The following is a 22395-nucleotide window of genomic DNA, read 5'->3' on the forward strand; positions in this document are numbered from 1 at the left end:
ATCCGGCTGCCTTATTTTCGCCTCGACCCGCTACGCATGTAGCGCTACAAATGTAGCGTCAACCGATGCGGAGTGTCCCAGTGATCGAGTCCCTGCCCAGACGCGAACGCGAAGTGTTCGAGACCCTGTGTCGTCTGGAAACCGGCACCGCCGCAGGGGTGCGCAACGCCCTGACCGACACGCTCAGCGATTCCGCCGTCCGCACCCTGCTGGCCCGCCTGGAGACCAAGGGACTGGTCGAGCGCGAGGCGGGAACGGACGGCTTCGTCTATCGCCCCGTGCCCCGCACGGAGACTGTCGCCGCCGGCGCCCTGCAGCGGATGATCGACACCTTCTTCGCTGGCTCCGCCGCCAGCGCCGCCACCGCCCTCCTGGGACTGGGCCAGCGCCTGACCGCTGATGAGGCCGCCGCCCTGGAGCGCGCCATCGACGAAGCGGTGGAGCGTCAGCCATGACCCTGGCCCTGTTTCTGTCGCTGCTGGTCAAGTCCAGCCTGATCACGCTCAGCGGTCTGATCGTCGCGCGCTTCGTGGCGCGTCGGGCGGCCGACCGCGTGGACATTCTGCGCGCGACCGTCTGCCTGTTGCTGGCCCTGCCGGTGCTGGTCGCAGTCTTGCCCGCCGTCGAACTGGCGCTGCTGCCGGCGGTTCCGGCTGTCGCTTCGACGCCCACGACGCCGCTGTGGGCGGGCGAGGTCGGGCCGGTCGCGGGCGTGGCCGTCTCGGCGCAACTGTCGTGGCCGACGCTGGCGACGGTCGCTGCGGGATTCTGGCTTCTGGGGGCTGTGGCGGTCGTGGGGCGGCTGCTGCTGGGCCTTCGCACCCTCAGCCGCTGGACCGAGCAGGGGCGGGCGGTCAAGTGTCTGACCTGGCGCAAGCCGCTGGAGCCGCTGGCCCCCGCTGCTCGCCCACGTCTTGTCAGCAGCGACCGGGTGTCCAGCCCGCTGAGCTGGGGCGTCGCGCCGGGCGTCATCGTTCTGGACCCCGCCAGCCTGGCCGAACCGCAGACCGCCGCCGCCGTCCTGGCCCACGAAATGGCCCACCTGCGCCGCAAGGACTGGGTCTTTCTGATCCTGTCGCGGCTGGCGCTGGCCCTGTTCTGGTTCAATCCCCTGGTCTGGCGGCTGTCCGCCGTCCTGGCCGAGACCTCCGAAGAAGCCGCCGACGCCGAAGCCGTGCGGACGGTGGATCGCCGGGACTACGCCCGCGTCCTGGTCCGACTGGCCGCCCATCCCTCATCCTATCCCGCGACGGCCATGGCCGCCGACACCCACACGCTTGAGAAAAGGATCGCCTGCATCATGACGAACACCTCTGCTCGTCGCCGCCCGCTGGTGGTCGCCCTGACCGTCGCCGCGCTTGCCGTCGTCGCCACGCCGCTGGCGGCCCTGGAACTGAGGGAGCAGGCCTCGGCCTATGCCCCGCCGCCGGCCCCGCCAGCGCCTCCGGCCCCGCCGCCCCCGCCGTCGTTCCGGGTCCAGCCGGCGCCCCCCGCGCCGCCGCCGCCTCCGGCTGTCGCGCCGCCTGCGCCGCCAGCGCCACCCGCACCTCCGGCCCCGCCCAGCCGCGTCAGCTACACCTATTCCTCGACCGGCTTCTATTCAGAGAACAGCACGCCGGAGCAGCGGGCCCAGGCCGAGGCGGCGCGCGAAGTCGCTCGCCAAGCTCGCGTCCAGGCCGCAGAGGCGCGTCAGCAGAGCGTCGAGGTCCGCCAACAGGCCGCAGAAGCACGCGTTCAAGCGGTTGTCGCCCGTCGCCAGGGCGAAGAGGCGCGTCGCCAGGCGGCGCAGGTTCGCGCTGACGCGGTTGTCGCGCGTCAACAGGGCGAGCAAGCGCGGGCTCAAGCGATTGTGGCTCGTCGGCAGGGCGAGGAGGCCCGTGTGCTCGCCGCTCGCGCTCATGTTCAGGCGCGTGAGCAGATGGGCAGGGGCGCCGAGCATATGCGTCGAGGCGCAGAAACCATGCGTCAGGAGGCCGCCCGTCTGCGCGATCCCGCCTATCGCGCCGAGCAGGTCGCCAAAAACCGCGAGCAAGGCAATGCGGTTACCGACGCCGAACTGCTCGCCCTCAGTCCCAAGCTGGTGGAACGCGCCGCCGAGATGGACCGCAACGCCGATGAAATGGCGAACAGGGCCAAGCGCCCGACCTAGGCGCCATAGGGCGACAGGCGTTCGGCGGCGTCGCGGCACAGGGTCTTGATCCAGCGCCGCGCCGCCTTCAGCCGCGCCATGCCGTGAACCTCGCGGTGGGTGCTGAGCCAGAAGCGGCGCTCGATCAGCACCTGATCGGGCAGGACCCGCGTCAGGCCCTCGGCCAGGAAGCAGGGCAGGACCCCGATCCCGCCGCCCGCCGCGATCATGTCCCGCTGCGCTCGGATCGAGGAGGAGGCCAGCCGCGGGCGCAGGTTGGGGCGGATCTCGTCCAGGTAATGCAGTTCGGACGCATAGATCAGATCGTCGACATAGCCGACGATGTCGAAGCGGGGCAGGTCGTCCACGCTGTCGGGCGCGCCATGCCGGGCGACGTGCTCGGGCGCGGCGTAGAGCGCCAGTTGATAGGGCGTCAGCGGCTCGACGATCAGGCGCGGGCTGGCGGCGGGGCTCAGGGTGATGGCCATGTCCACCTCACGCCGGCTGGGCGAGAGGAAGCCGGAACTGGCGGCCAGTTCGATGTTCAGTCCCGGATGCGCCGTCAGCAGTTCGGGCAGGGCGGGGGCCAGGACGGCGCCGCCGAAGCCTTCCGAGGCGCTGATGCGCACCGTGCCGGCGACCAGGTCGGGCCGCGTCACCCGCTCGGCGGCCTCCATGGCGCTCTCGGCGTCCAGCGCCGTCTCCAGCAGTTGCGCCCCGGCCGCCGTCAGCAGCAGGCCAGAGGCCGAGCGCACCACCAGGGTCGACTTCAGCGCTGTCTCCAGCCGGGCCACGCGCCGCCCGACCGTGGCCGCGTCTATGCCCAGCCGCTGGGCCGCGGTCGCCAGTGAGCCGGCGCGGGCGGCGGCGATGAAGATGCGAACGTCGTCCCAGTCGAACATTGCAGGAATGCACAGCATAGGATGCAAGATTGCAATGGGTGGCGGCGTGCCAGTCTGCTAGGCCATGCTGGAACGAACAACGACATCACAGGGAAACGCCTCCATGCGCGACATTCGCCACTTCATCGACGGTGCGGCCTTCGACGGCGCATCGGGTCGTTTCGGCGACGTGTTCAACCCCAACACCGGCGAGGTTCAGGCCCGTGTCCAGCTGGCGACCGTCAGCGAGATGGACCGCGCGGTGCAGGCCGCCCAGGCCGCCTTCGAAGGCTGGTCCAGCACCAACCCGCAGCGCCGCGCCCGCGTGATGTTCGAGTTCAAGCGCCTGGTCGAGGCCAATATGAACGAGCTGGCCGAGCTGCTGTCCTCGGAACACGGCAAGGTCATCGCCGACTCCAAGGGCGACATCCAGCGCGGTCTGGAAGTCATCGAATTCGCCTGCGGCATCCCGCACGCGCTGAAGGGCGAATACACGCAAGGCGCCGGTCCCGGCATCGACGTCTATTCCATGCGCCAGCCGCTGGGCGTGGTGGCGGGCATCACCCCGTTCAACTTCCCCGGCATGATCCCGATGTGGATGTTCGGCATGGCCATCGCGGTCGGCAACACCTTCATCCTCAAGCCGTCAGAGCGTGATCCGTCGCTGCCGGTGCGTCTGGGCGAGCTGATGATGGAGGCGGGCGCCCCCGCTGGCGTGCTGAACGTCGTACACGGCGACAAGACCGCGGTCGACGCCATCCTGACCCACCCCGACGTCCACGCCGTCAGCTTCGTCGGTTCGTCCGACATCGCCCACTACGTCTATCAGATGGGCGCTCAGCACGGGAAACGCGTCCAGGCCATGGGCGGCGCCAAGAACCACGGCATCGTCCTGCCCGACGCCGACATGGATCAGGTCATCAAGGACCTGACCGGCGCAGCCTATGGCTCGGCCGGCGAGCGCTGCATGGCCCTGCCGGTGGTGGTGCCGGTCGGCCAGCGCACCGCCGACGAACTGCGCGAGCGTCTGGTTTCGGAAATCCCCAATCTGCGCGTCGGCGTCTCGACCGACGCCGAGGCCCACTACGGCCCGGTCGTCACCCAGACCCACAAGGACAAGGTCCTGGGCTGGATCAACAAGGGCGTGGAAGAAGGCGCCGAACTGGTCGTCGACGGCCGCGAGTTCAGCCTGCAGGGTCACGAGAAGGGCTTCTTCATCGGCCCGTCGCTGTTCGACCACGTCAAGCCGGAGATGGAATCCTACAGGGAAGAGATCTTCGGCCCGGTGCTGCAGATCATGCGGGCCGCCAGCTTCGAGGAGGCGCTGAGCCTGCCGTCGAAGCACCAGTACGGCAACGGCGTCGCCATCTTCACTCAGAACGGCCGTGCGGCTCGCGACTTCGCCGCCCGCGTCAACGTCGGCATGGTCGGCATCAACGTGCCGATCCCGGTGCCGGTGGCCTATCACTCGTTCGGCGGCTGGAAGCGCTCGGCCTTCGGTGACATCAACCAGCACGGCATGGAAGGTCTGCGCTTCTGGACCAAGACCAAGACGGTCACGGCCCGCTGGCCTGACAGCGAACTGGAGCACGGGGACAGCTCCTTCGTCATCCCCACGATGGGCTGACGACGAACGCGTCGAGGTTTGGGCCGGCGTCGGAGGTCTCCGGCGCCGGCCTTTTTTGTTCAGAGAGCGCCGATGGCGACCTGCAGGCCAGCGGCGGTTTTGGCGACGTCGGCAGCCCCTTCGATCACGAACCGATCGGTGGTGTCGCTCGTCAGAGCCGTGTGCCTGAATACGGCCTGTTCCGCCGGACGGACGGCGCGTGAATTCAGTTCCGTCACCGAGGCCTTGTCCATGCCGGGGCCGCTCAAGGTCAGGGCGTGGGGCGTGTTGCAGGTTCGTCGGACGGCGACCTCGACCCGGTCGCCCACGGGGACCGCCTCGATCAGGCGAGCGCCGCAGGACACAGGGATGTCGAGGTTGATCGTCACCTTGACGGTTTCTGCCTCCGCCGCTCCTGAGGCGACAAGGGCGGAGACGGCGGCGACGGCAAGGAGGATATGGCGCATACGGCAGTTTCCTTCATGCAGCCGATAGAGCTGACGGTGTCTACAACGCCTCAAGGCGAGGATCGGCTTCCAGAGAATAGGGTATCACGCCTCGGCTGTTTTCCGGAACGCGCAGGATTCGGTCGATCGGTGGAAAGGCGCGCTGGGTGCAATCAGTTCGTTCGCAGATGCGGCAACTGACGCCCATGCGGGTCGGCGGTCCGTTCAGATCCAGGCCTTCTGTATAGACCAGCGCTCGGGCGTGTTCGATCTCGCAGCCGAGGCCCAGGGCATAGCGGCGATCGGGTTCGAGGTAGGAGCCGCCCGGCTTGGACACGCTCTTGGCGATGCAGATATAGCGAGAGCCGTCCGGCATCTCCGACAGATTGACCAGGGTGCGGTCTGGCGCGCCGAAGGCTTCGTGCACGTTCCACAGGGGGCAGGCGCCGCCGAAGCGGGCGAACTGGAACCGCGTGGCGCTGTGCCGCTTGGTGATGTTACCGGCCATGTCCACCCGCGCAAAGTAGAAGGGCACGCCGCGCCAGCCGGGGCGTTGCAGGGTGCTGAGCCGGTGGCAGACCTGTTCGAAGCTGACGTGGAAGCGGTTGCGCAGTCTGTCCACGTCGTGGCGCAGTTCGCGCGCCGCCTCGAGGAAGCGGCGATAGGGCAGCAGCAGGGCCCCCGCCGCATAGTTGGCGAGACCCACCCGACAGACGTCGCGCGCGGCGGGAATGTCGAAGGCGGCCCGGTCCAGCTCATGCTCGATCAGGTCGTGGAAGCGCAGAAGGACCAGTTGGTGCGCCATCAAAAAGCACCGCGTCGCCCCGGGCAGGCTGGCGTCGATGTAGAGGATGCGCCCCGCCGGATCGAAGCGCCGCATGGTCCCGCGCCCGTCGCCGGTCGCCAGTCGTACGCCGCACAGGTCGTTCAGCGCCGCTTCCAGATCGCGTTCGGGATGACCGCCCGCGCCCAGCCCCAGCTGCTCCGCCAGAGCCTCCGCCGCCTGATCCAGCACGTCGATGTAGTTGTCGCGATAGTGGAAGAAGTCGCGCACCGCCTCATAGGGCAGGGCAGGGGCCGCTTGCGCCCGCTCGTCGCGGCCCAGGGTCTCGTTCAGCGTCTTCAGCCGCTCGTCCAGCCGGCGATAGTCCTGATGCAGGGCCAGGAACTGACGCGCCAGCCGGGGCGTGTTGGTCGCCGCCTGCTTCAGCTCGGCGGGCGAGGGGGCCTCGGCGTGGCCGGCCACGTCGGTGACGGCCTCGCGCAGGTCGGCGATCAGACGGGCGTCGCCGTCCAGATCGAACAGGCTGGCGTCCACGTCGAAGGCCCGCGTCAGGGCGATCAGAACCCGCGCCGTCGCCGGGCGTTGATTGGTCTCGATCTGCGACAGGTAGGAAGGCGACAGGGCCAGCCGCCCGGCGCAGGCTTCCAGCGTCCAGCCGCGCGCCTCGCGCAGCTTGCGCACCTTGGCCCCGAGGTAGAGTTTTCCCGCCATCGCAACTTAGCAAAACAGCCCATCGACCTTGGCAGGCTTACGCACTTACGCCCTTTTTGCAAAGTTGCGATTGCCTTTTTGCAACGAAGCGTCTCAGTGATCACCAAAGATTACAGGGAGCAGCCCACACCATGAGCCAGGCCATCCTCGAGGAGCTTGAACGCCGCCGCGCCGCCGCCAAACTGGGCGGTGGTGAAAAGCGCATCGCCTCCCAGCACGCCAAGGGCAAGCTGACCGCGCGCGAACGGATCGAAGTCCTGCTGGACGAAGGCAGCTTCGAAGAGACCGACATGTTCGTGGAGCATCGCAGCCACGACTTCGGCATGGATCAGCAGCGCATTCCGGGCGACGGCGTCGTCACCGGGCGCGGCACCATCGGCGGCCGTCTGGTCTATGTCTTCTCGAAAGACTTCACCGTCTTCGGCGGCTCCCTGTCGGGCGCGCACGCGGCCAAGATCGTCAAGATCCAGAAGATGGCCCTGACGGCGGGCGCGCCCATCATCGGCCTGTTCGACGCGGGCGGCGCCCGTATTCAGGAAGGCGTGGAATCGCTGGCCGGTTACGCCGACATCTTCTTGCAGAACACCCTGGCCTCGGGCGTCATCCCGCAGATCTCGGTCATCATGGGTCCGTGCGCGGGCGGCGACGTCTATTCGCCCGCCATCACCGACTTCATCTTCATGGTGAAGGACACGTCCTACATGTACGTGACCGGCCCGGACGTGGTGAAGACCGTCACCAACGAGGTCGTCAGCCACGAGGACCTGGGCGGCGCCCGCGTCCACGCCGGCAAGTCGGGGGTCGCCGACGGCGCCTTCGAGAATGATCTGGAGGCCCTGTCGGAGGTCCGCCGCCTGATCGGCTTCCTGCCCCTGTCGAACCGCGAAAAGCCGCCGGTGCGCGACTCCTATGACGAGCCGGATCGCGACGAGGCGTCGCTCGACACCCTGATCCCGACCAATCCGAACCAGCCCTATGACATGAAGGAGCTGATCCTGAAGATGGTCGATGAGGCCGACTTCTTCGAGATCGGCGCCGACTTCGCTAGGAACATCATCTGCGGCTTCGGTCGTCTGGACGGCCAGACCGTCGGCATCGTCGCCAACCAGCCTCAGGTGCTGGCGGGGGTGCTGGATATCGACAGCAGCCGCAAGGCCGCGCGCTTCGTCCGTTTCTGCGACGCCTTCCACATCCCGCTGGTGACCCTGGTGGACGTGCCGGGCTTCATGCCGGGCACCAAGCAGGAGTACGGCGCCCTGATCAAGCACGGCGCCAAGCTGCTGTTCGCCTATGCCGAGGCCACGGTGCCGAAGCTGACGGTCATCACGCGCAAGGCCTATGGCGGCGCCTATGACGTCATGAGCTCCAAGCACCTGCGCGGCGACGTCAACTACGCCTGGCCCACCGCCGAGATCGCGGTCATGGGCGCCAAGGGCGCGGTCGAGATCATCTTCCGCAAGGAGGCCGGCGACCCCGAGGCCCTGGCGGCGCGCGAGGCCGAGTACAAGGAACGCTTCGCCAACCCCTTCGTGGCGGCCGGTCTGGGCTACATCGACGACGTCATCATGCCCCACGGCACGCGCCGTCGCCTGATCAAGGCCCTGCGCACGCTGAAGAACAAGACCCAGGAAAATCCCTGGAAGAAGCACGACAACATCCCGCTATGATGGAAGATCAAAATCAAAATCAAATCGTTGATGAAGCGCCTGACGGTGACGCGGAAGCGCGCATGGCTAAGAGGCGCTTCTGGTGGCAATTGCTCGGGTGGGCTTGCGGGGCAGTAGTCGCCATTGCCACTGGATATTGGCTGATCGAACGCTTTATCGGTGCTCAGTTTTCTGCCGATGAAAACAGTAGGTTATCGTTCTTCTTTTCGAAGATAGTAAGTGACCTGCTTCAGGTCGGTCTTCCCGCCCTGATTGTTATTCTAGTTATCGGTTTTGTGACGATCCTTGGTGCCCAGTTCGCAAAGTCGACCCTTAGGGGGGTATTTGGTATCAAAGAGGATGTTGATTCTACAGTCTATGGTCGTCATTCGTTTGATTACATGGAGGCACGTAGGGCCCATTTTCTTAGAGCTGGTTCTGACATCAGTTATTCTGATGATGAATCTGAAGTGATCTATCCTGGAGCTTTCCCGCGTTCTAGGAGGCTCCAGAGGAAAATTGAAACTCTGGAAGCAAAGCTTGAAGAGGTAAATTCGTCCTCTGGTGTGTTTACGCGAATGTGTAACCGTTTGGGCTCTGAGCGCGATAGGCTTTCTTCAAACTCGAAAACCAATCTCCTGATTGGTATAGTTTCTACGCTTCTCGCGATAGGAGTTCTTGGGCTCCCACTTGTGAGTCCGAGTGTAATATCTGGTACTGAGTCGATCTCGGATGCCTCTTTTTGGAGGCAGTACGCGACGCGGTTGCCTGTAGGTATACTGCTTCAGTTTGTGGCTTTTTTCTTTCTTAGGTTGTATGTCTCTTGTGAGATGGACATTAAATCCAACAAGAATGAAATAACAAATATTGAAGCTCAGTACCTTGCGTACTTGATGACTCAGTACGGAAATCCGGAGCGCGCATCTTTTGTCGTACAAAAGCTTGCTGAAACAGAACGAAATTTCATTATTCGTCGGGGCGAGAAAACAATCGGTGTGGAAAATGACAGCCGATACAATGATCTTAAAGAATCCCTAGATCGCGTCCTTGGTGCTGTTTCCGTTCTTTTAGGCGCTGATAAGAGCGTGCCCAAATAATCCAGAGACAAGTCATGTTCTCCAAAATCCTCATCGCCAACCGGGGCGAGATCGCGGTTCGCATCATCAAGACCTGTCGCAAGATGGGCATCAGGACGGTGCTTGTTTACTCGGACGCCGACGCCGGTTCGCTGGCCTGCGAGATGGCCGACGAGACCATCCACATCGGCCCGTCGCCCGCCGCCCAGTCCTATCTGATCCAGGACAAGATCGTGGACGCGGTGCGCCAGTCCGGCGCCGAGGCGGTCCACCCCGGCTTCGGCTTCCTGTCGGAAAACCCGGTCTTCGCGCGTCGTCTGGAGGCCGAGGGCATCACCTTCATCGGCCCCAACCCGCACGCCATCGAGGCCATGGGCGACAAGATCACGTCCAAGAAGTTCGCGGCTGAAGCGGGCGTCTCGACCGTGCCGGGCCACATGGGCCTGATTGAATCGACCGAAGAGGCGGTGAAGATCGCCAATGAGATCGGCTATCCGGTCATGATCAAGGCCAGCGCCGGCGGCGGCGGCAAGGGCATCCGCGTCGCCCATTCCGACGCCGACATGGCCGAAGGTTTTGCCGCGGTGAAGGCCGAGGCCCTGACCGCGTTCGGCGACGACCGGGTCTTCCTGGAGAAGTTCATCGTCAATCCGCGCCACATCGAGATTCAGGTGCTGGGCGACAAGCACGGCAATATCGTCTCGCTGTTCGACCGCGAATGCTCGATCCAGCGCCGCAACCAGAAGGTCATCGAAGAGGCCCCGTCGCCTCTGCTGGACGACGCCACGCGCAAGGCCATGGGCGATCAGGCCATCGCCCTGGCGCGGGCCGTGAACTATGACAGCGCCGGCACGGTCGAGTTCGTGGCCGGTCAGGACCGCAGTTTCTACTTCCTGGAAATGAACACCCGTCTGCAGGTTGAGCATCCGGTGACGGAGCTGATCACCGGCGTCGATCTGGTCGAACAGATGATCCGTTCGGCGGCGGGCGAGACCATGGCCTTCAAGCAGGAAGACCTGTCGATCAACGGCTGGGCCATCGAGAGCCGCATCTACGCTGAAGACCCCTATCGCGGCTTCCTGCCGTCGATCGGCCGTCTGGTGCGCTATGAGCAGCCGGAAGAGGGCGATCAGGGGGACTACACCGTCCGCAACGATTCAGGCGTCCGCGAGGGCGACGAGATCAGCATGTTCTACGACCCCATGATCGCCAAGCTGTGTTCCTGGGGCGAGACGCGCGAGGCGGCCGTCACCGGCATGGCCCGCGCGCTGGAGGACACCCACCTGTCGGGCGTCGGCCACAACGTGCCCTTCCTGTCGGCGGTGATGGATCAGGAGCGCTTCAAGTCCGGCCAGCTGTCGACCAGCTATATCAAGGACGAGTTCCCCGACGGCTTCCGCGGTCTGGAGCCCAGCGAAGAGCAAAAGGACATCTTCATCACCGTGGCCGCGGCGATGAACGAGGTCCTGGCTGAGCAGGCGGGCGATCCGTCGGAACGCACCGACTGGACCGTCCTGATCGACCGCGAGGCCCACGAGGTGTCGCTGGCCTATGACGAAGCCGAGGATCTGGTCATCTCGCTGGACGAACGCGACCTGACCCTGTCGGAAATCGACTGGCGTCCGGGCATGGCCCAGTTCCGCGCCGTGCTCGACGACGAGCCCTTCACCGCCGAGGTCAAGCGCGCGCCGGACGGCTTCGACATCCGCCACCGGGCCGCGAAAGCCCGCGTGCGCGTCCTGACCCCGCGCACCGCCGCCATGTATCAGCGCCTGCCGGAAAAGGTCGCCGCCGACACCTCCAAGCTGGTGCTGTCGCCCATGCCGGGTCTGGTCGTCGACATTCCCGTGACGGTCGGTCAGGAGGTCAAGTCGGGCGAGACCGTCGCCATCATCGAAGCCATGAAGATGCAGAACATCCTCAAGGCCGAGCATGACGGCGTGGTGAAGGCGGTCGGCGCCAAGGCCGGCGATCCGGTCGCCGCCGACGACGTGCTGGTGGAGTTTGCGTAGATGACGACCTTTCCCACGCCGAGCCCGCTGGAATGGCGGGAACAGGCCGAGAAGGCGCTAAAGGGGCGGGCGATCGAAAGCCTGCTCCACCTCGACGCCGACGGCCTGATCATCCGGCCGCTCTATGCCGAGGCGACCGGGGTGCAGGCGCTGCGCGCGCCGCGCACGACGGACGCCGAGGGGCGGGCGTGGGATGTACGCACCCTGGTCGAGGGCGACGAGGCGGCGGTGATCAACGCCGCCGTCCTGACCGACCTTGAAAACGGCGCCGCCTCGGTGGTGCTGAAGGGCGCGTTCACGACCGACGAGACATTGCTGGCCGCCGCGCTGGACGGCGTCGCGCTGGAACTGGCGCCGGTGGCGCTGGATGCGGGCTTCGACGGGTTGAAGGCCGCCGAGGCTCTGGCGGCCGTGGCCAAGGGTTCGCCCCGCGCCCAGCTGCAATTCCACCTCGACCCGATCTCGGCTTTTGCTGAGGCGGGGGAGGGCGAGATCGACGCCGCCGTGACCGAGGCGGCTGAGGCCGCCGCGCGTCTGGCCGGGACCTATCCCGAGGCCAGACTGTTCCTGGCGTCGGGCCGTGTGGTGCATGAGGCCGGCGGCTCGGCGGGGCAGGAACTGGCCTTCGCCGCCGCCAGCGCCGTGGCCTACGTCAAGGCCGCCGTCCTGGCCGGCCTGAGCACCGAACAGGCGCTGAAGGGCGTGGTGCTGGGCGTCTCGGTCGATGCTGAGTATTTCGACGCCCTGGCCAAGGTCCGGGCCATGCGCCTGATCTGGGCCAGCGTCTCCAAGGCCTTTGGGCATGAGACCCCTGCGATCATCGAGGCCCGTTCGTCGCGGCGGATGCTGTCGGCGCGCGATCCCTGGCCCAACCTGCTGCGCCTGACCGCGGCCGGGTTCGCGGGGGCCGTCGGCGGCGCCGATGTGGTGGTGCTGGACGCCTTCACCCGCGCCGAGGGCCTTCCCGACGCCTTCGCCCGCCGTCAGGCCCGCAACACCCAACTGGTGCTGATGGAAGAGGCCAATCTGGGTCGGGTCGATGATCCCGCCGCCGGCTCCTGGTTCCTGGACAGCCGCACCCGCGATCTGGCCGAGGCGGGCTGGAAGGAGTTCCAGTCGATCGAAGCCGAAGGCGGCGTGGTCGACGCCCTGAAGCACCACCTGATCCAGCCGCGCGTCGAACGCACGCGTGGTCAGCTGGAGGCCGCGCTCAAGGACGGCGCCCGCCACATGGTCGGCGTCACCAAATACGTCGATCCCGATCCGCGCCCGGCCCCGGTCGAGGCTGCTGATCCCGCCTTCGTCCCGGTGCGCCACGGCGCTCTGACCCCGGTGCGCTTCGCCGCGCCCTTTGAGATCGCGTCCGAGGAGGCGAACCGATGAACGCCTTTGGGAGCTTCCCCGACTTCACCAAGGTCGAGCTTGACCTGACCACGACCGGCGCAGGTCCGACACGCGACCCGTGGCTGACGCCCGAGGGCCTGACGGTCGAGACGTCCTATGGTCCCGAGGCGCTGGACGGTCTGGACGCCATCCACGGCCTGCCGGGCTTTGCCCCCTATATGCGCGGGCCCTATCCGACCATGTACGCGGGCAATCCGTGGACGATCCGCCAGTACGCGGGCTTCTCGACCGCCGAGGAGTCCAACGCCTTCTATCGTCGCAACCTGGCGGCGGGCCAGAAGGGCCTGTCGATCGCCTTCGATCTGGCCACCCACCGGGGCTATGACAGCGACCACCCGCGGGTGAAGGGCGACGTCGGCATGGCCGGTGTGGCCATCGACAGCATTCTGGACATGCGGACCCTGTTCGACGGCATTCCGCTGGACCAGATGTCGGTGTCCATGACCATGAACGGCGCCGTCCTGCCGATCCTGGCGCTCTATGTCGTAGCGGCGGAAGAACAGGGCGTGCCGCACGCGGCTCTGACCGGAACCATTCAGAACGACATTCTGAAGGAGTTCATGGTCCGCAACACCTACATCTATCCGCCCGCGCCCTCGATGCGGATCATTTCGGACATCTTTGCGTGGACCGCGCAGGAGACGCCGAAGTTCAACTCGATTTCGATCTCCGGCTATCACATGCAGGAGGCGGGGGCCTCGGCCGAGATCGAACTGGCCTACACGCTGTCGGACGGTCTGGAATACATCAAGGCCGGCGTCGATGCGGGCATGGACGTGGATCGGTTCGCGCCGCGCCTGTCCTTCTTCTGGGCCATCGGCATGAACTACTTCATGGAGGTGGCCAAGATGCGGGCCGGCCGCCTGTTGTGGGCCGAAAAGGTCGCCGAGAAATTTGCGCCCAAGGACCAGCGGTCCCTGTCGCTGCGCACCCACTGCCAGACCTCGGGCTGGAGCCTGGCGGCGCAGGACGTGTTCAACAACGTGCCCCGCACCATGGTCGAGGCCATGGCGGCGGCGGGCGGTCAGACCCAGAGCCTGCACACCAACGCCCTGGACGAAGCCCTGGCCCTGCCGACCGACTTCTCGGCCCGGATCGCGCGCAACACCCAGATCCTGCTGCAGATGGAGACGGGCCTGACCCGCACCATCGACCCCTGGGGCGGCAGCTTCTACGTCGAGCGCCTGACCCATGATCTGGCGAACCGCGCCCGCGCCCTGATGGCCGAGGTCGAGGCGGCGGGCGGCATGGCCAAGGCCATCGAGGCCGGCATTCCCAAGCTGCGCATCGAGGAGGCGGCCGCCAAGACTCAGGCCCGCATAGACACCGGCAAGCAGACCGTGGTCGGCGTGAACCGCTATCTGAACGATACGCCCGACGACATTCCGATGCTGAAGGTCGACAACGCCGCCGTCCTGACGGCCCAGATCGAGAAGCTGAAGCGCCTGCGCGCCGAGCGTGATCAGGCCGCGACCGACGCGGCGCTGGAAGCCCTGACCGCCGGGGCGCGCGGAAACGCCAACCTGCTGGAGCTGGCGGTTCAGGCTGCGCGCGCCAAGGCCACGGTGGGCGAAATCTCCGACGCGCTGGAGGCCGCCTTTGGGCGTCACGTCGCCACGGTGAAGACCGTCTCAGGCGTTTACGGCAAGGAGGCGGGCGATGATCCCAAGGTGGCGCGCGCCCGCGACATGGTGGCGACCTTTGTGGAAAATGACGGCGGCCCGCCGCGCATCCTGATCGCCAAACTGGGCCAGGACGGTCACGACCGGGGTCAGAAGGTGGTCGCCACCGGATACGGCGACATCGGCTTCGACGTCACCGCCGGGTCGCTGTTCCAGACCCCCGCCGAGGCCGCCAGGGATGCGGTGGAGAAGAACGTCCACGCGGTCGGCGCCTCGTCTCTGGCGGCGGGACACCTGACGCTGGTGCCCGAACTGCGCGCCGAGCTGGCCAGGCTGGGGCGCGAGGACATCATGATCGTGGTCGGCGGGGTCATCCCGCCGTCCGACGTCCAGCCCCTGCTCGACATGGGCGCCGCCGCCGTCTATCCGCCCGGCTCGGTCATCGCCGACACGGCGGCGGATCTGATTGAAAAGCTGAACCTGCGTCTGGGCTACGCCCAGCCCGCACCCAAGGATGTGAAGTGATGATCGGCGCCCTGAACCATGTCGGCGTCGCCACGCCTTCGATCGCGGACTCGATCAAGCTGTATCGCGACATCCTGGGCGCTACCATGATCGGCGAACCCTTCGACTTGCCCGCGCAGGGCGTGAAGGTCTGCTTTATCGACACGCCCACGGCCCAGATCGAACTGATCGAGCCCTATGACGAGACCAGCCCGATCACTGGCTTCCTGGCCAAGAACCCCAAGGGCGGCCAGCACCACGTCTGCTTCGAGGTCGCCGACATCCACGCCGCCGTCGCCGAGATGCGCGCCAAGGGAGTGACCATCCTGGGCACGGGCGAGCCCCGCATCGGCGCCCACGGCACGCCGGTCGTCTTCCTGCATCCCAAGGAGATGGGTGGCGTCCTGATCGAACTGATGGAAACGCCGAAAGAGGCGCACTGAAGTCAAAAGGCCCGGTCGCTGACCGGGCCTTTTTTCTAGAACAGGATCTTGCGCAGGCTGATGCGGAAGGTCCGACCCAGGGGGTCGATGTAGTCGGGCTGATAGGCGAGGGGCGTCTCGCCCAGACCGTTGCGCACCTCCAGTCGCTGATCGAACAGGTTGTCGACACCCAGGCTGACGCGCGCGCCTCTCAACCACGGATACTTCGCCACCCAGGTCTGACGTGACGACAGGTCGGCGAACAGGTTCAGGCTGACGGTCGTCAGATCCGAGAAGCTCAGGTCGTCGTCGGGCGAGGTTCCGCCACTAACGCGCGTCGATTGTTTCCAGTTGGCGTTCAGGAAGCCGCCCATGCCGCTCTTGAACACGCCCATCTGGAACTGGACTTCGTTGCGCGGCTGGCCGCCCCGCGCGCCCGTGGCCGCACCGTCCAGCAGGTCCAGGACCGGCACGCCGTCGCGGATCGTGATCTCATCCTGAATGCGGTAGGTATGATAGAGTGAGAGGTTGAAGCGGCCTTGGCCCGGCTGCATCGTGGGGCCGCGCGAGCCGCGCCCGCCGCCGCCCGGTCCCATACGCATGCCGCCTCCCGGCGGAGGTCCGCCGGCGCCGCCGCCAGGAGGCGGGCCGCCTTCGCCGCGCATCGTGACGCGGCCGCCGCCGCCTCCACCGCCAGGACCCCGTTGGCCCATGCGCGCGGCCGCAGCCGGATCAGGCTTGCCGAACGGGGTCGAGAAGTTCAGGCCCCAGCGCACTTCCTGCTGGATCGCGCTTTCGAAGTTCAGCGGACGGGCATCAACAGACAGAAGGTCGCCGTCCGCGTCGCGAATGAAGCGTTCAGGCAGAGCCGCCTCTAGCTCCGTCGTAATGGTCGGGAAGGCGGCGATGGAATCCGAGGTCTCGGTGCGGGTGTAGTTGGCCGTCAGCCTGAGGTCCCGGTCCTTCAGCGGCGTCAGGTTGAAGCCCAGCTTCAACACCTGCTTGGTTTCTTCGGACAGGTTGGGATTGCCGCCCTCGATGCGGAGGATGTCGACCGACTGGCCGGTGGCGAAGTCATAGACCGGGACGTTGGGCGTCGAGATGATCGGGTCGTTCAACTGCGACATCGACGGGGCGTTCTGCTCGTCAGCCCAGCTGATGTTGAAGTTGACCGGGCTCCACGGCGACCAGTTGAGGCCCAGGGTGTAGGCGCTGAGCCCGCCGAAGTCGGACAGGTCCTGATAGGCCAGGTTCAGGTTGGCGGACAGGTCGCCCAGCGCGCCCAGAACCTCGCGGTCGCGGCTGGCGATCGGCAGGCTGAAATTGCCCGAGGCGCTGGTCCGGTCGCGCGACAGCGACCGCTCGGAAAAGATGTTGGAGCGCTGGCTTTCCGAATCCAGCGACTGGGTGTCGAAGCCGACCTTGAAGGTCGAGGTCAGGGCGCCCGCCGGGCCCTCCCAGGCCGTGCCGTTGATGACGGCCTCGACATTGGCGCTGCTGGACACCGAGCGCGCGGTGTCTACGGGCGCCAGCGGCAGTTGGCTCGCCTCTCCGAAGGGGTCGATCGTGCCGGCTGTCAGGCCGGCTTGCAGCGCCTCCTGGTCGAGGCCGCGTCCGGTGCGGGTCTTGGTCTCGGTGCGATTGTAGCCGCCGGTCACGGTCCAGCGCCAGTCGCCGAGATAGCCGTCCACCAGCGCTCCGACCTTGCCGGCCCGGGTGTCCGTCGTGCGCGACAGGGAGTCTGGCGCGTCCAGGTAGAGGCCTTCCGGAACGGTCGAGGGGGGGATGATGAGGTCGACGCCAGGCAGACCAAAGTAGCTCAGGCTGGAGGTGTCATCCAGGCTGGCGCTCAGGGTCAGGGCGGTGGTGTCGTTCAGGTCGCGTACGAGCGATCCGGCGACCGATCCCTGCTCGCTCTTGGGCAGGATGGTTCGGTAGTCGGTCGGTTCCCCGTCTTCGCGCTGGATGTCGCGTTCCGTTTCGAACAGGGCCGTGTCGTTTTCGTATTCGAGGTCCAGCGTGGCGCGCTGCTTGCCGGCGATGCGCAGGACGTTGCTTTCCAGATCCGTGACCGTGCGGCCGCCTGCATCCGGGCGGCGGACGCTGGCCTGCATCGTCACGGAGCGGAAGTCAGCCTTGAGGACGAAGTTCACCACCCGCTGATCGGCGCTGTAGCCATAGGAGAGGGCGGTCTCTTCCGGCAGGATTTCGGTGCGTTCGATGGCCTCGGGCGGGATGCCGCGAATTTCCTGGAAGCCCGAGATGCGACGTCCGTTGACGAGAAATACGGGCGAGCCGCCGCGCGAACTGCGCGTCACCGGCTCCAGCAGGGTCATCAGCTCCTGAATGCTGCTGGCGCCATAGGCCTTCAGCTGTTCCTCATCCAGCACCAGTTCGGGCTCGTAGTCGCCCAGGGCCGCGCCGCGCCGCCGGGTCGAGACGGCCTGGATCTCGCCCAGGTCATAGACCTCCTGCTCTTCAACGGCGGTCGGAGGCGTCGTCTGGGTCTGGACCGCGCCTGTCGTCACCGGAGCGGTCTCGGCGTTGGGGGTTATCGAGGCGAGAGCGAGAAGCAGAGCGACGGGCGACATGGACTGTCCTGAATAGACCGAAGGCTTGGGGCGACTTCGCCCCGTGAGATGCGTCGACCTTCTTGAAGACCGATGTGCGCCGAATAAGGGCGACGAGTCTCGTTCAGATTAACAGCCTGTAATGACGCGGAAATGTCACAACAGGCTCGACAATGGTCTAACGAACGAAGGGGCGGCGTCCGTCGGACGCCGCCCCTTCTTTTTTCAGTCCTGATGGAAATCAGAAGCGGGCGCGGACGCCCAGCACCAGGTTTCGGCCACGCTGTGGCGCGGTCTCGGCGAGGAAGGAGGCGTGGTTCAGCGCCAGTTCGTCAAGCAGGTTGGTCCCGCGTAGGAAGACCTGGGACTTCACGCCCGCCAGATCGACATCATAGGCCACGGTGGCGTTGACCATGTTGTAGCCCGGCGTCTCGCTTTCGAAAGCGGCGATGTCGTTCTGCTTGAAGGTGCGGCTGTATTCGACGTCGCCAGACCATGGCCCGGCGAAGGCCTCGGCGCGGACGCCCAGGCGGGCGGCGGGAATGCGGGGCAGGTTGCCGCCATCGCCCTTCAGTTCGCCGCGCACATAGTCGCCGAAGACCGTGGCCGACAACCAGGGCGTCAGTTGCTGGCGCACCTCGCCTTCCAGACCGGTGAAGGTCGCATCCGCCTGGCTGTACTGGATCAGGCGGAAGTCCTCGAATTGATCCAGCGTCCGGGCGAAGATGTAGTCGTCGTAGGCGTAGTGATAGGCGCTGACCGAGGCCGTGGTGGGCCCCGCCGTCTTGCGCAGGGTCAGCTCCAGGGCGTTGGCCGTTTCGACGTCGAGGCTGCTATCGCCGATCTCATAGGTGTTGGTCGCCAGGTGGACGCCGTCCGCATACATTTCCTGAGCCGAAGGCGCGCGCTGCGAACGCGACAGCGACACCGCGCCGGTCCAGCCGGGCATGAAGTGCCAGACCGCCGAGCCCGAGATCGAGAAGGGTTTGTGCTCGGTGTCGGCCAGGCCGAGGGCCGAGGCCTCCTGCCACTCCTGACGCAGGGCGCCTTCGAAATGCCAGTCGCCAAGCTCGTACTCTTCCATCACGAACAGGCCGGTGTTCTTGGTCGTGCTGGGGGCCAGGAAGCTTTCCTCGCCGACCGCGGCGAAGTCGCTCTTGCTCAGTTGCAGGCCGACCACGCCCTTGAAGCCGGCGATCGGCTTGTGCTGGGCCTCGATGCGGCCGTCGTAGCCTTCGTTGGTGAAGGTGGTCGAGACGACGCCTTCTTCCAGTTCCTGATGTTGATAGTCGGTGTAGCCGGCCCGCAGACGAACGTTCTCGATGCCGGGCAGAGGATCGCTCAACTCGCCGCGCAGGTCGACGCGGCGGCTCTTCAGCCGGACCTCGGGCACGCCGTGGTCGTGATCGTGCTCCTCGCCTTCCTCATGATCATGGTCGTCGTGGTCATGATCGTCGTGGCCGCCGCAGTGCAGGTGGTCGCCGTGCGGGTGGCAGCCCTCGTATTGGTGGGTGTGGCCCGCCAGGCCATAGCGGCTGGTCTGTTCGGTATAGGCCGCGCCCAGATAGCCGCGAGATCCGATGTATGAGGCGCCGAGCGTCGCGGTCGAGGTCTCGTTGTAGGAGCCGTCCAGGCGGGGTTCGTCCCAGTCCGGCACCTTGTAATCGTCGGCCTTGCGGGCCGCCGCCTCGACACGAACGGCGAAGTTGCCCGCCCCGACCGTCAGGCCGACCACGCCGGCCTCTTCGTTATCGACCGAGCCGCGACGGTATTCGACCACGCCCTCGCCGCCGTTGGCCGGCACGCGCGTCGGGATCTTCTTGTCCAGCAGGTTGACCGCGCCGCCGATGGCGCCGCCGCCATAGAGCAGGGCCGAAGGACCGCGCAGAATCTCGATGCCTTCCAGCAACAGGGGCTCGCCCGAGATGGCGTGGTCGGGGGAGACCTCGGAGGCGTCCATCAGGCCGGCGCCTTCGCTGAGCACCTTGACGCGCGGGGCGGCCTGACCGCGCACCACCGGGCGGCTGGCGCCGCCGCCGAAGGTGTCGGAGTTGACGCCCGGAATGCCGCTGAGGGTATCGCCCAGGGTCGACTGGCGACGGTGAACCAGTTCGTCGCCGCTCAGAAGCGCGACGTGCGAACCCACGTCGTCGCCGGCGCGACCCAGAGGCAGGGCGCGGACCACGACGTCGGCGATCTCGGTCGGCTCGTCCTGTCGGGCTGTCTGGATCACATCGTCGGCGGCGAAGGCGGAGGTCGAGAGGGCGGCGGCCCCGACGGCGGTCAGCAGAAAGGTTTGAAGTCGCAAGGCACGCATCCCCGTTACAATGTCGCGAACTTGATATGTTATAGTGTATCACCATGCAACTGCTCCGGTCGATTTCTTTGCAAGCGGAGCCTTTGGCCGGATGCGGCGTTGGGTCGTAACCTTTGCAGAGAGACGCCCATGACCCGATCCGCCGTTGTGCTGATGTCCTGTCTCGGCCTGGCCGCCGCCGCCTGTTCGCAGGAAGCGCCGCCCGCGCCCGCCGCCTCGCCTGTGGAGGCGCCGGTCAGCCAGCCCGCCGCCGCCGTGGGCTATGCCTGCGAAAGCGGCAAGACCATCGCTGTTACCTATCCCGACACGCAAACGGCCCAGGTGTCCTACGACGGGCGCGACTACGTCATGACCAGCGCGGTCTCGGCCAGCGGCGCCCGCTATGCCGGGCAGGGGCTGGAATGGTGGACCGCCAGCCGGAACGGGCAGGAGAGCGCGACCCTCAGCCGCCTGGGTCCCAATGATCAGGCGGGCGGCGCGGTGATAGAGCGCTGCAGCCGCCCCGTCGCAGCCCTGGCTCCGGCGCCGAATGCGCCAGGTCAGCCGGTGTCGAGCCTGACGCCCTGCGTGGGTTCTGACCTGAGGCTGTCTGTCGAAGGCGGCGACGCTGGCATGGGCAATCGTGTCACGACCCTGGCGCTGCAGAATGTCGGCGCCCAGGCCTGTAGCCTGACCGGCTATCCTACCGTCACCCTTGCCGACGCTGGCGGGCGGGCCATGCCCACGGTCAGGGCGGTACAGGAGCCGGGCAACTACTTCGCCCAGAATGCAGCGCCCACGGCGGTCCCGCTGAAGCCGCAGACCAAGGCCTTCTTCGACCTGGCCTGGAACGTCGTGCCGCATGAGGCCGAGGGCGAGAAGACCTGCCCGGAAGCCAAGACCCTGCGCCTGACGACGCCGGGCGATACGGCGCTGGTCAGCTTGCCGCTGGCCCTGACGCCGTGCGGGCGGCAAATTCGTGTCAGTCCTTTCCGGCCGGTTTCCAGTGATGCAGCCGGTCCTGCCCCCGCGACCTGAAATCGGGGGTTCAAACCTGCCTGAATTCAGCGTAGCGGAGCAAGCATGACCCAGAGCACCTCATCGGTCTTCTACGACCGCATCTCCGCCGAACTGGCCGACATCGACGCCCAGGGCCTGACCAAGCCCGAGCGTGTCATCGCCTCGCGTCAGGGGCCGGTGATCTCGGTGAACGGCCGCGAGGTTCTGAACTTCTGCGCCAACAACTATCTCGGCCTCGCCGGGGACGAGCGCGTCACCCAGGCGGGCATCAAGGCGATGGAGACGTGGGGCGCGGGCACGGCCTCGGTCCGCTTCATCTGCGGCACCCTTGAAATCCATAAAGAGCTGGAACGCGCCATCGCCGACTACCTCGGCTTTGAAGACACCATCCTGTTCGCCGCCGCCTTTGACGCCAACGGCGGCATCTTCGAGCCCCTGTTCGGAGCCGAGGACGCCATCGTCTCGGACAGCCTCAACCACGCCTCGATCATCGACGGCGTGCGCCTGTGCAAGGCCAAGCGCTATCGCTTTGCGACCTCGGACATGGCCGACCTGGAGGCCCAGCTGAAGCAGGCCCGGGCCGACGGCGCGCGCGAGATCATCATCGCCACCGACGGCGCCTTCTCGATGGACGGCTATATCGCCAGGCTGAAGGAGATCCGGGCTCTGGCTGACCAGTACGGCGCCCTGATCATGGTCGACGACTGCCACGCCACGGGTTTCCTGGGCGACAAGGGGCGCGGCTCCTATGCTCACAATGGCGTCGAGGTCGACTTCGTCACCGGCACCTTCGGCAAGGCCCTGGGCGGCGCCATGGGCGGCTTCATCTGCGCCAAGGCCAATGTCGTGGCCCTGCTGAAGCAGCGCGCACGGCCCTATCTCTTCTCCAACGCCCTGGCCCCCGCGATCTGCGGCTCCAGCCTCGAGGCCATCCGCATCGCGAGCGGCGAGGAGGGCGACGCCCTGCGCGCCCAGTTGTTCGCCAACGCCGCGCGCTTCCGCTCGGCCATGACGGCGGCGGGCTTCACCCTGCAACCGGGCGAGCACCCGATCATCCCCGTCATGCTGGGCGACGCCAAGCTGGCGCAGGACATGGCGGCGCGGATGCTGGAACTGGGCGTCTATGTGATCGGCTTCAGCTTCCCGGTGGTGCCGCGCGGTCAGGCCCGCATCCGCACCCAGATGTCGGCGGCCCACACCTTTGAACAGATCGACGCCGCCGTGGCGGCGTTCACGACGGCTGGTAAAGAACTGGGAGTGATTTGAT

At 66.5% G+C, this 22395-nt stretch carries 16 protein-coding genes; 11 read left to right on the top strand and 5 right to left on the bottom strand.

The features are described 5' to 3' along the window. The first annotated feature begins 80 nt into the window (after positions 1 to 80). Both ACOZBP_RS00080 and ACOZBP_RS00085 read left to right on the top strand, forming a co-directional pair. Positions 81 to 455, top strand: a complete 375-nt coding sequence (locus ACOZBP_RS00080; protein WP_422674423.1) for a BlaI/MecI/CopY family transcriptional regulator — start codon at positions 81 to 83, stop codon at positions 453 to 455. Further along, the gene (locus ACOZBP_RS00085; RefSeq protein ID WP_422674424.1) at positions 452 to 2149 is read left to right on the top strand and encodes a M56 family metallopeptidase; all 1698 of its coding nucleotides are present in this window, start codon (positions 452 to 454) and stop codon (positions 2147 to 2149) included. The genes ACOZBP_RS00080 and ACOZBP_RS00085 overlap by 4 nt, the downstream gene beginning before the upstream one ends. Here ACOZBP_RS00085 and ACOZBP_RS00090 read toward each other — a convergent pair. Beyond that, a complete protein-coding gene (locus tag ACOZBP_RS00090; RefSeq protein WP_422674425.1) occupies positions 2146 to 3030 on the bottom strand; it encodes a LysR family transcriptional regulator in 885 nt (294 codons plus the stop codon). The two genes, ACOZBP_RS00085 and ACOZBP_RS00090, sit on opposite strands and share 4 nt — an antisense overlap. Positions 3031 to 3133: 103 nt before the next feature. Here ACOZBP_RS00090 and ACOZBP_RS00095 point away from each other — a divergent pair, with 103 nt between their 5' ends. Beyond that, entirely contained in the window at positions 3134 to 4636 is a 1503-nt protein-coding gene (locus ACOZBP_RS00095) for a CoA-acylating methylmalonate-semialdehyde dehydrogenase (protein ID WP_422674427.1), read from the top strand. Between the two features lie 59 nt (positions 4637 to 4695). Here ACOZBP_RS00095 and ACOZBP_RS00100 read toward each other — a convergent pair whose 3' ends face one another. Together ACOZBP_RS00100 and ACOZBP_RS00105 are read right to left on the bottom strand one after the other, a co-directional pair. Further along, a complete protein-coding gene (locus tag ACOZBP_RS00100; RefSeq protein WP_422674428.1) occupies positions 4696 to 5082 on the bottom strand; it encodes a hypothetical protein in 387 nt (128 codons plus the stop codon). A 40-nt stretch (positions 5083 to 5122) separates the two neighbouring features. Continuing rightward, on the bottom strand, positions 5123 to 6556 hold the full coding sequence (locus ACOZBP_RS00105; RefSeq protein WP_422674429.1) for a short-chain fatty acyl-CoA regulator family protein: 1434 nt from the start codon (positions 6554 to 6556) through the stop codon (positions 5123 to 5125). A 131-nt stretch (positions 6557 to 6687) separates the two neighbouring features. Here ACOZBP_RS00105 and ACOZBP_RS00110 point away from each other — a divergent pair, with 131 nt between their 5' ends. The 6 genes from ACOZBP_RS00110 to mce are packed head-to-tail and all read left to right on the top strand — an operon-like array spanning position 6688 to position 15263. After that, a complete protein-coding gene (locus ACOZBP_RS00110) occupies positions 6688 to 8223 on the top strand; it encodes an acyl-CoA carboxylase subunit beta (RefSeq protein WP_422674430.1) in 1536 nt (511 codons plus the stop codon). Then, positions 8220 to 9299: a hypothetical protein gene (locus ACOZBP_RS00115; protein WP_422674431.1), complete on the top strand. Its 1080-nt coding sequence runs from the start codon at positions 8220 to 8222 to the stop codon at positions 9297 to 9299. The genes ACOZBP_RS00110 and ACOZBP_RS00115 overlap by 4 nt, the downstream gene beginning before the upstream one ends. A gap of 14 nt (positions 9300 to 9313) precedes the next feature. After that, positions 9314 to 11290 (top strand): acetyl-CoA carboxylase biotin carboxylase subunit, encoded by a 1977-nt coding sequence (locus tag ACOZBP_RS00120; protein ID WP_422674432.1) that lies wholly within the window; start codon positions 9314 to 9316, stop codon positions 11288 to 11290. Continuing rightward, positions 11291 to 12673, top strand: coding sequence for a methylmalonyl-CoA mutase family protein (locus tag ACOZBP_RS00125; RefSeq protein WP_422674433.1), 1383 nt, complete (start codon positions 11291 to 11293; stop codon positions 12671 to 12673). Then, entirely contained in the window at positions 12670 to 14841 is a 2172-nt protein-coding gene (gene scpA / locus ACOZBP_RS00130; protein ID WP_422674434.1) for a methylmalonyl-CoA mutase, read from the top strand. The genes ACOZBP_RS00125 and scpA overlap by 4 nt, the downstream gene beginning before the upstream one ends. Beyond that, positions 14841 to 15263 carry a methylmalonyl-CoA epimerase gene (mce, locus tag ACOZBP_RS00135; RefSeq protein WP_422674435.1) on the top strand — a complete coding sequence of 141 codons (423 nt, stop codon included), beginning with the start codon at positions 14841 to 14843 and terminating at the stop codon, positions 15261 to 15263. Before scpA ends, mce begins: the two co-directional genes overlap by 1 nt. Positions 15264 to 15298: 35 nt before the next feature. On the opposite strand, the gene ACOZBP_RS00140 is transcribed toward mce, so the two are convergent. Continuing rightward, entirely contained in the window at positions 15299 to 17833 is a 2535-nt protein-coding gene (locus tag ACOZBP_RS00140; protein WP_422674436.1) for a TonB-dependent receptor, read from the bottom strand. Between the two features lie 220 nt (positions 17834 to 18053). Further along, positions 18054 to 20129: a TonB-dependent receptor gene (locus ACOZBP_RS00145; protein WP_422674437.1), complete on the bottom strand. Its 2076-nt coding sequence runs from the start codon at positions 20127 to 20129 to the stop codon at positions 18054 to 18056. Between the two features lie 129 nt (positions 20130 to 20258). On the opposite strand from ACOZBP_RS00145, the gene ACOZBP_RS00150 reads away from it, so the two are divergent. After that, positions 20259 to 21146, top strand: a complete 888-nt coding sequence (locus ACOZBP_RS00150) for a DUF4232 domain-containing protein (protein ID WP_422674438.1) — start codon at positions 20259 to 20261, stop codon at positions 21144 to 21146. Positions 21147 to 21191: 45 nt separating this feature from the next. Then, on the top strand, positions 21192 to 22394 hold the full coding sequence (locus tag ACOZBP_RS00155) for a glycine C-acetyltransferase (protein WP_422674439.1): 1203 nt from the start codon (positions 21192 to 21194) through the stop codon (positions 22392 to 22394). Position 22395 lies beyond the last annotated feature (1 nt).

This window comes from Brevundimonas sp. NPDC058933 (assembly GCF_049315965.1).
Classification (GTDB): Bacteria; Pseudomonadota; Alphaproteobacteria; order Caulobacterales; family Caulobacteraceae; genus Brevundimonas.